Origin of the sequence: Rhodoluna sp., assembly GCF_049276775.1 — a bacterium.
Lineage (GTDB): Bacteria > Actinomycetota > Actinomycetes > Actinomycetales > Microbacteriaceae > Rhodoluna.
The window spans coordinates 1-7225 of record NZ_JBASXC010000005.1 but is presented as its reverse complement, the minus strand read 5'-3'; the positions used below and the strand labels follow the sequence as shown (position 1 = coordinate 7225).

The following is a 7225-nucleotide window of genomic DNA, read 5'->3' as shown; positions in this document are numbered from 1 at the left end:
GGACCAGTGCGGCGTGCTGCCAAGCTTGATGGCTCAATGTGCCGGTCGTGCATGTCGAAATGTCATGACTTTCGTTGGGATATTTCAATCGAATAAGGCCTCTTGGAATTTTGGGACCAAGAGTGCTAATATAGAGCGCACAAACCCGGACTAGGGCCTGAGTTCTTGTTAGATCCAAACCTGCCATCGTCCATTGCTACCGTCCGCCCCAGCACAATGATGCTAGGGGCAACGCAAAGTTCTTCTCACAGTGGTTATGCAAGCGCTGTGCCAGATCTGCGCCAGACGCTCGAGGGAATTCCACCTGCTTTGGCGCTGGATCGCAACAAGCGATCAGAACACCATCGGGCTGAAGTGACGATTTATCACCCTTCGCTTGGTCCGTCTTCGGTGAACACCGAGAACGCCTTAATGGCCCGCGCACTTTTGTCGCCGACCTATATACATGACAGTGCCGCAACGCGCATGGCCCGTGTATCGACAATGATGAATACAGCGCTGCCGCGTTTCGGGCGGTCCGTCGACGTTTGGGCGTAAAGCGGTCAGGGGGGCTGGGTTTTTCAGTCCAGGCCGTCGAAGCTGTCGAGTAAGGTCACCTCGACCTCGGGAAGATCGACGATCCAGTCACCATTCTCAATCTGCTTCCATGACCAAGCGGGCGGTGCAGCCATGCTGGGCTTTGAGCGAAGGTTGAAAAAGAACGGCCGGAAACTCTTGATGACCTGCTCAAGGTTATACTCGGCGATCTTGGTCCCATCCAATTCCGACGAGAACATGCCTTTGATCCGCCGCACCTCACCATTGGCCTTAAAAGTGATGCGGTTATAGGCGTAAGAGCGTAGCACGACGTCGGCATCCTGTGCCTCGGCCTCGGACAAGACCCGCAAAAACCCTTCGATGCTTTGTTCGATCAGGTCCGGCCCGATCTCGGCATAGCGTTCGGATAGAACCTTGGCGTATTTCTTGGCGAAAAGATCAAGCGATAGGGGTGAGACAAGATAACGTTCCGCAGCCACGGCAACAGTTGCTGACAAAAGCCATTCAGGACAAAATTTTTGCATCAAACCACCATTCTTGAGCTAGCGTCGGGCAAGTTACCCACCCGGTTTTTTCTTGATCGCCTCCCATGATTGGATGATTTCGTCAAGCATTACAACGCAACTATCGAGGCTGTTGTCTTGCTTGCTTGCAAAAGCCTGTAGAAGTTGGTGACGACAGTATTCGTAAAGTCTGAACAGGTTTTCCGCGATCTCGCCACCACGTGCGAAATCCAAGCTCGTTTCCAGAATATAGATTGCTGTAAACGCCTTGGTAAATTGCTCGCGCAGGTCAAGGGTGCGGTTTTCCGGATCAGCAATCTTGCGCAGATTCTTGTTCAGCTCCTGCATGACGACAAGAATAGTCGCATGGGGGTCTGAAATGTCGTTCACCTGAACCCGGTGATCGTGGATGTACTTTGAGCGTGCGAGTGCATAGTTCATGTTCGGCCGTCACTTTTCTTTCGTCTTCAGTATCTTAAACGGCAGGTTGAACAATTTGTTTAGTTGCCAAACTGCTCCCTCAGCGTGCGTGTGATCGTGTTTTGCCGTTCACTTGAGATACAATCAGCAACCAGTGAAACTGACCGCGACGCTTTTTCATCATAGCCTGCGTATTCGATTGCCGGATAGCTGGGGTCGATGGCAAGCCGGACGATTTCACCGCGTTTCAGGCGCATATTTGCCAATCCATTGCTGAAACGTGCTGTGCGCCCACTTTCTGGGGCGTAGGCGATGAAATAGGTGTCGGCCACTGGGCAAGAGTTGCTCAAGGTGACCTGCACATCGATCAGACCGTCGCTTCTTCCGCGATCAAATAGGCCCATCCACGCCATGGTCGCGCCGATTACCCCAAGAATGACAAAGAGAATGATAGCGCCTACGAGATTTGGGTTCATGGGCCTTTCCTTCCTTGGGGCATGTTCTTCCTGCAAGACACGTACCGAAGTGGCGGGCATTTATCCACAATCTGCAATTTTCCGTGACGGTTTTCAGTTGGGTGCCGATGTGTGAGATCGCAATGCAGTGCCAATTTTCTGACGCGCGTGAAAACAGTGAGCAGAGGAGGGGTTTTCGATGTTTCGCGTGATTTATTTTTTTATTTTAAATCATACACTTAAATTAAATCACCGGATGATATCTCACATTCATGCCAGTTTGGCTCAGTTCTTGCCTTTTGTAATGCGAGCTCGGGATAGAGGGTTCGAAAAGGGGGCACGCGTGACCAAAATTATTTTGGACCGAACGGTTTTCGCAAATGCGGAGAACCTCGCAGAAATGATCCGTCGACGCGGCATTGAAGTGTTGCTGGTCGACGGCTGGCCCACGGATACCGCAGAGAAATCCCCGATCCTTGTGATTTCCGGCGCCGCCGAGGCCGCGATGGGTGGCACACAGAAATTGCTCGAGCGTGCGCGTGCGCTTCGCCCCATGCGTGTTGCCGTGATTGATGAGGCCGCAGAAGCTTTCTCCATCCGTGAAGAGCTTGAAGGCAAACTTCAGCGGCTCAGCCTGCGTGCCGAAGAGGCGCGTACGCCCTATGGGCAGGCCATCGCAGTGGACACGTTATGTTTTGGACTATCCGCGATGATCAGCGCTGACGAAGCGAGCCGACAGTTGATGGGTGTCGCCGATCGTGTTGCGCGCGCTGATGTCACCGTGTTGATCAATGGGCCAACCGGGACCGGTAAAGAGGTCTTGGCGCGTTTCATCCATGCGCGTTCGCCGCGCGCGGAAAAGCCTTTCGTGGCGATCAATTGCGCAGCGATCCCTGAGAATATGCTTGAGGCCATGATGTTTGGCCATGAAAAGGGTGCCTTTACCGGGGCATCGGTCGCCAACATCGGCATTTTTCGGGCGGCCGATGGCGGGACCCTTTTGCTTGACGAAATCTCGGAAATGCCGATTGGGCTGCAATCCAAATTGTTGCGCGTGCTGCAAGAGCGCCGCGTAACGCCGCTTGGGGTGCAGAAAGAAATTCCGGTGGATGTGCGGGTCATCGCGACGACAAACCGCGACATGGTCGCCGAGGTACGCCGCAACAGTTTTCGCGAAGATCTTTTCTACCGGCTCAACGTATTTCCGCTCGAAACTTTGCCGCTCTGCGGCCGGCCCGATGATATTCTCCCGCTGGCTGTCGGGCTGTTGCGCCGCCATGCCGAAGCAGGCGCGACAATCCCTTGGATGACACCCGAAGCGGCCAGAGTGCTCGAGTGCCATGATTGGCCAGGCAATGTGCGTGAGTTGGAAAACGTCATTCAACGTGCACTGGTATTGCATGTGGATGGCTGCATCACCGCGGCTGATATCGTTCTTGATACTGGACGTTCGTTGCAAATGCGCCCGGCGTGGCTTGACCAACGCGCCATGCCGTTCGGTCTTAAGGAGGGCGCCGCATGAGTAGCATCGGCGGGCTCAAGTTTCAGGTCGATCAAACCCACCTGAAGTCACTCGCAAAGGCGCATGAAGCGCTTGAGACGAAGCCCAGTACGGCGGATTTTTCGCAGCGGCTGGCTGACGGTTTGAAATCCGTGGCCTCGGCGCAGAACGAGGCATCAGCCTTGGGGACGGCCTTTGAGGCTGGCACTGAACAAAATCTCGCGAAAGTCATGGTCGCGCAGCAAGTCTCGTCGCTGGGTTTTCAGCTGACGCTCAATGTCCGCAACAAGGCTTTGAGCGCTTACAAAGACATCATGAACATGCCCGTTTGACCCATAGCGGCAAAGGCGAATTAGAGGAACGGGACTGAGCATGGCAGAGACGACCCAACCCACACAAATGACCCGCGGCGCCGTTGGTGCCGGGTCTGGCTTGGTGCCATCTGGTGGCAATATGCTTGCAAGTGTGCGCAATGTAACCTCGCAGCCGGGGTTTCAGCGCGCCATGCCGACGATGATCGCGGCCCTTGCGGTCGTATTGGGGCTCGCGGCCTATTTGTACATGCTCGAGCCGGCGCGCACGACGCTTTATGCCTCGTTGTCCGAGGCCGATAAGGCGAATGTTGTTGAATCGCTGACAAATTCTGGCATCGAAGTGACCCTCGATCCCGTCACAGGCGATGTTTTGGTGCCGGTCGGCGACTACCATCGGTCGCGGATGAGCCTTGCGGCACAAGGTCTGCCGACCTCTGCCCCCGAGGGTTACGCCGCGCTTGGTGATATCCCGATGGGAACGTCGCGCTCGGTCGAGACGGTGCGCCTGAAACAAGCACAAGAGATCGAACTCGCCCGGTCGATCAACGAGATTTCTGCGGTGCAAGCGGCGCGGGTGCATCTGGCGCTGCCTGAGCGTTCAGCCTTCGTGCGCCATCAGGAGGCCCCTACGGCTTCGGTGTTTTTGCAACTGGCCTCGGGGCGTCGGTTGGATGAGGGGCAAGTGGAGGCGATTGTGAACCTCGTGTCCACCTCGGTTACCGGTATGGCGCGCGAGAATGTTACCGTGATTGATCAAACAGGACGGCTTTTGTCGAAATCGCTCGATGATCCGGCCTCGATTTTGACGGACACCCAACTCCAATATCGCATGCGCTTGGAGGGTATCTATCGCTCGCGGATCGAGTCGCTTGTTACCCCGATTGTCGGGCCAGGCAACGTCAACGCGCAGGTCAATATCGAGATCGACTTTACCCGCAATGAAGTCACAGAAGAGCGCGTCGATCCAGAAGGGACCGCGCTGCGCAGCGAGCAAAACACGCTTGACGTCGCAGCCAATGCCGAGGCGCGCGGTGTGCCCGGCGCTACGTCGAACACGGCACCTTCCGAGGCCGAAATCGCCGATCGGCAGGCGGCCAGCCCAAGCGGCGCGGGCCAGTCTGAAAATCGTTCAAGCAGCGAAGTCAGAAACTACGAGGTCAGCCGCCGGGTATCGACGACGATGTCGCCATCAAATCGCATCGTCAAGATCGACGCGGCCCTCCTGCTGCGGACCCAGATGGTCATTGATCCTGAGACGGGTGTGGCACAACCCCAGAATATGTCGCCTGAAACAATGGCCGATATCGAGCGGCTGGTCAGCAGCGCCATTGGCCTAAGCGCGGCGCGTGGCGATAACCTCACGGTCACGGCCCAACCTTTTGTCTCGACACTCGAAGGCGTATCCGTAGATTGGTTCCAGACTGATTGGATTGAGAACCTCGCCAAACAGATCGTGACAGTGCTGTTGCTGGCAGTGATCACCCTTGGGGTTATCCGGCCGCTTCTGAACCGCGTACTCGTACCCTCTGGTGGCGCGGCTATGGGACATGGCGGCATGAGCGAGATCGAGGCCGAGGCACTTGAATCCGTGGAAGTCGGGGATGGCGAGACCCTTGAGGACATCAAGGCCAAGCTGAAACCCAAGAAATCCAACATCTCCTTGGAGATGCTCGATACCGCGAACACCTATGACGACAAGGTTGCCATCATCCGGATGATCGTCGGAGATGAGGCGGGCCGCGTGTCGAACGTGTTCAAACAAATGATGAAAAAAGAGCTGGACCAGAAAGCTTGACCGACCGTTCCGACGCGTGCGCGCCGGTCTAATGACTTTGAAGGAAGAAACGCCATGGCAGACGCTGCCACGATCAGCACCGATGACGAGGTTCGCCTTTTTGATACGCTCACCGGTACGCAGAAATCGGCCATCTTGATGATGCTGCTGGGCGAGGATGAAGCCGCGGAGATCCTCAAGAACCTCTCGCCGCGTGAGGTGCAACACCTCGGCGCTGCGATGTACTCGGTGCAAGGTGTCGATCAGCAAACCGTCAATCTTGTGCTTGACGAGTTTCTGGCCATCATTAAGCAACAGACAAGCATCGGTCTTGGTGCCGGGAACTATATTCGCAACGTCTTGACCAAGGCACTTGGTGGCGACAAGGCGCAGTCGGTTCTCAGCCGAATTACGCCGGCCTCGTCCGAGCGGCCGATCGATATTCTCGACTGGATGGATGCGCGTTCAATCGCCGAACTGATTATCGATGAACATCCACAGATCGTCGCCCTGATTATCTCCTACCTTGATTATGGCCTCGCCGCTGACGTTCTGGGGCTTTTGCCGCATGATCTACAGCCCGAGGTCGTGGCCCGTATCGCCACGCTGGAAACCGTTCAACCCGATGCGGTGCGTGAGCTTGAACGCGTGATGCAGCTCAAGTTCAAGGCCAACACCACGCTGCGCGCCTCGCAGATCGGTGGGGTCAAGGCGGCGGCCAAGATCATGAACTTCACCAAAACCGCGATGGAACAGCGGATCATGAAGGACATCAAGAAGGCCGATAAGGACCTGATGACCGCGATCCAAGACAATATGTTCGTCTTCGACAACCTGGTCATGTCGGATGAGCGCTCGCTGCAAACCTTGCTGCGCTCGGTCGATACCGATGTGCTGGTGCTTGCCCTCAAGGGGGCCGACGAGTTGCTGCGCGAAAAGCTTTTCGCCTGCATGTCGACGCGAGCGGCTGCAAACATCAAGGACGAGATGGAGGCTCTTGGCCCCGTGCGTTTGACCGAAGTGCAAGAGGCGCAAAAGCAAATCATCAACGTCGCGCGCAAGATGTCGGACGATGGCTCCATCGTTCTGGCCGGGCGCGGCGGCGACGAGATGGTCTAAGCCATGCAACCCAGCGCAACCAACCCCGAGGCCAAGGTGCAAGATCAAGCCCCGCTCGACGAGGGCGAAATCAATCGCTTGATCGCGGCTGCGCGTGCCGAAACCTATCGGCCCTCCGACACGCCGCTGCATCCCACGGTTGATACTTTCCGTCCCAAAAGCTTGTTGGACCTCGCGCTGCTACGGCGTGACGCTGACAAAGCGGCGATGCTGGCACAAGCGGCTGAAGACGGCGATGCAGCCCTTGCCGACAACGGGTCGGGGGAAGTGATCCACGCGGATAGTGTCGCCCAAGATACGACGGCCAAAGCAGATGCGCACGACCTGGGCATCGAGGATGCGGTTCTCGCCGAACAACCGACCTCAGACCCAGAGGATACCGTTTCTGCACCCATCGCCGATGGCGATGATCCGGTCGCGGCCCAGTCTGATCGCGGTGCTCAAAGCCAGGATACCAGCCCCACAGTTGCCACAACAGCACTGCCTGTCAGCGCGGAGATGTTGGATCAAATCCGCGCGGAGGCTTTCGCTGCTGGTCGTGCCGAGGCAGAAGCGGAGGCACAGGAGCGCCTTACCTCTGCAATCGAAACCCTAGAGGCTGC

General features: G+C 56.6%; 8 protein-coding genes. 5 read left to right on the top strand and 3 right to left on the bottom strand.

What is annotated here, in order from left to right:
• Positions 1–560: 560 nt before the first annotated feature.
• Genes WAO31_RS00385 through WAO31_RS00375 form a run of 3 tightly spaced genes read right to left on the bottom strand, consistent with a single transcriptional unit; the run spans position 561 to position 1936 of the window.
• Positions 561–1064, bottom strand: coding sequence for a hypothetical protein (locus WAO31_RS00385; RefSeq protein ID WP_509588912.1), 504 nt, complete (start codon positions 1062–1064; stop codon positions 561–563).
• Positions 1065–1094: 30 nt separating this feature from the next.
• Positions 1095–1481: a flagellar export chaperone FliS gene (locus WAO31_RS00380; RefSeq protein WP_509588910.1), complete on the bottom strand. Its 387-nt coding sequence runs from the start codon at positions 1479–1481 to the stop codon at positions 1095–1097.
• Positions 1482–1540: 59 nt separating this feature from the next.
• Positions 1541–1936: a hypothetical protein gene (locus WAO31_RS00375; RefSeq protein WP_445944512.1), complete on the bottom strand. Its 396-nt coding sequence runs from the start codon at positions 1934–1936 to the stop codon at positions 1541–1543.
• Between the two features lie 178 nt (positions 1937–2114).
• Between WAO31_RS00375 and WAO31_RS00370 the strand changes: the two genes are divergently transcribed.
• The 5 genes from WAO31_RS00370 to WAO31_RS00350 form a co-directional block, all read left to right on the top strand.
• Positions 2115–3437 carry a sigma 54-interacting transcriptional regulator gene (locus WAO31_RS00370; RefSeq protein WP_509588908.1) on the top strand — a complete coding sequence of 441 codons (1323 nt, stop codon included), beginning with the start codon at positions 2115–2117 and terminating at the stop codon, positions 3435–3437.
• Positions 3434–3748: a flagellar hook-basal body complex protein FliE gene (fliE, locus tag WAO31_RS00365; protein WP_445944510.1), complete on the top strand. Its 315-nt coding sequence runs from the start codon at positions 3434–3436 to the stop codon at positions 3746–3748. Before WAO31_RS00370 ends, fliE begins: the two co-directional genes overlap by 4 nt.
• Positions 3749–3788: 40 nt before the next feature.
• Positions 3789–5525 carry a flagellar basal-body MS-ring/collar protein FliF gene (fliF, locus tag WAO31_RS00360; RefSeq protein ID WP_509588906.1) on the top strand — a complete coding sequence of 579 codons (1737 nt, stop codon included), beginning with the start codon at positions 3789–3791 and terminating at the stop codon, positions 5523–5525.
• A 54-nt stretch (positions 5526–5579) separates the two neighbouring features.
• Positions 5580–6623, top strand: coding sequence for a flagellar motor switch protein FliG (gene fliG, locus WAO31_RS00355; protein WP_445944508.1), 1044 nt, complete (start codon positions 5580–5582; stop codon positions 6621–6623).
• Between the two features lie 207 nt (positions 6624–6830).
• Positions 6831–7225, top strand: a 395-nt coding sequence (locus WAO31_RS00350) for a hypothetical protein (protein ID WP_509588904.1), incomplete at its 3' end; no start/stop codon positions are given.

Bases quoted from the DNA above. Each gene is read 5' to 3' on its own strand.
- WAO31_RS00370 (WP_509588908.1), top strand. From the start codon at position 2,115: ATGTTTCGCGTGATTTATTTTTTTATTTTAAATCATACACTTAAATTA.
- fliG (WP_445944508.1), top strand. From the start codon at position 5,580: ATGGCAGACGCTGCCACGATCAGCACCGATGACGAGGTTCGCCTTTTT.
- WAO31_RS00375 (WP_445944512.1), bottom strand. From the start codon at position 1,936: ATGAACCCAAATCTCGTAGGCGCTATCATTCTCTTTGTCATTCTTGGG.
- fliF (WP_509588906.1), top strand. From the start codon at position 3,789: ATGGCAGAGACGACCCAACCCACACAAATGACCCGCGGCGCCGTTGGT.
- fliE (WP_445944510.1), top strand. From the start codon at position 3,434: ATGAGTAGCATCGGCGGGCTCAAGTTTCAGGTCGATCAAACCCACCTG.
- WAO31_RS00380 (WP_509588910.1), bottom strand. From the start codon at position 1,481: ATGAACTATGCACTCGCACGCTCAAAGTACATCCACGATCACCGGGTT.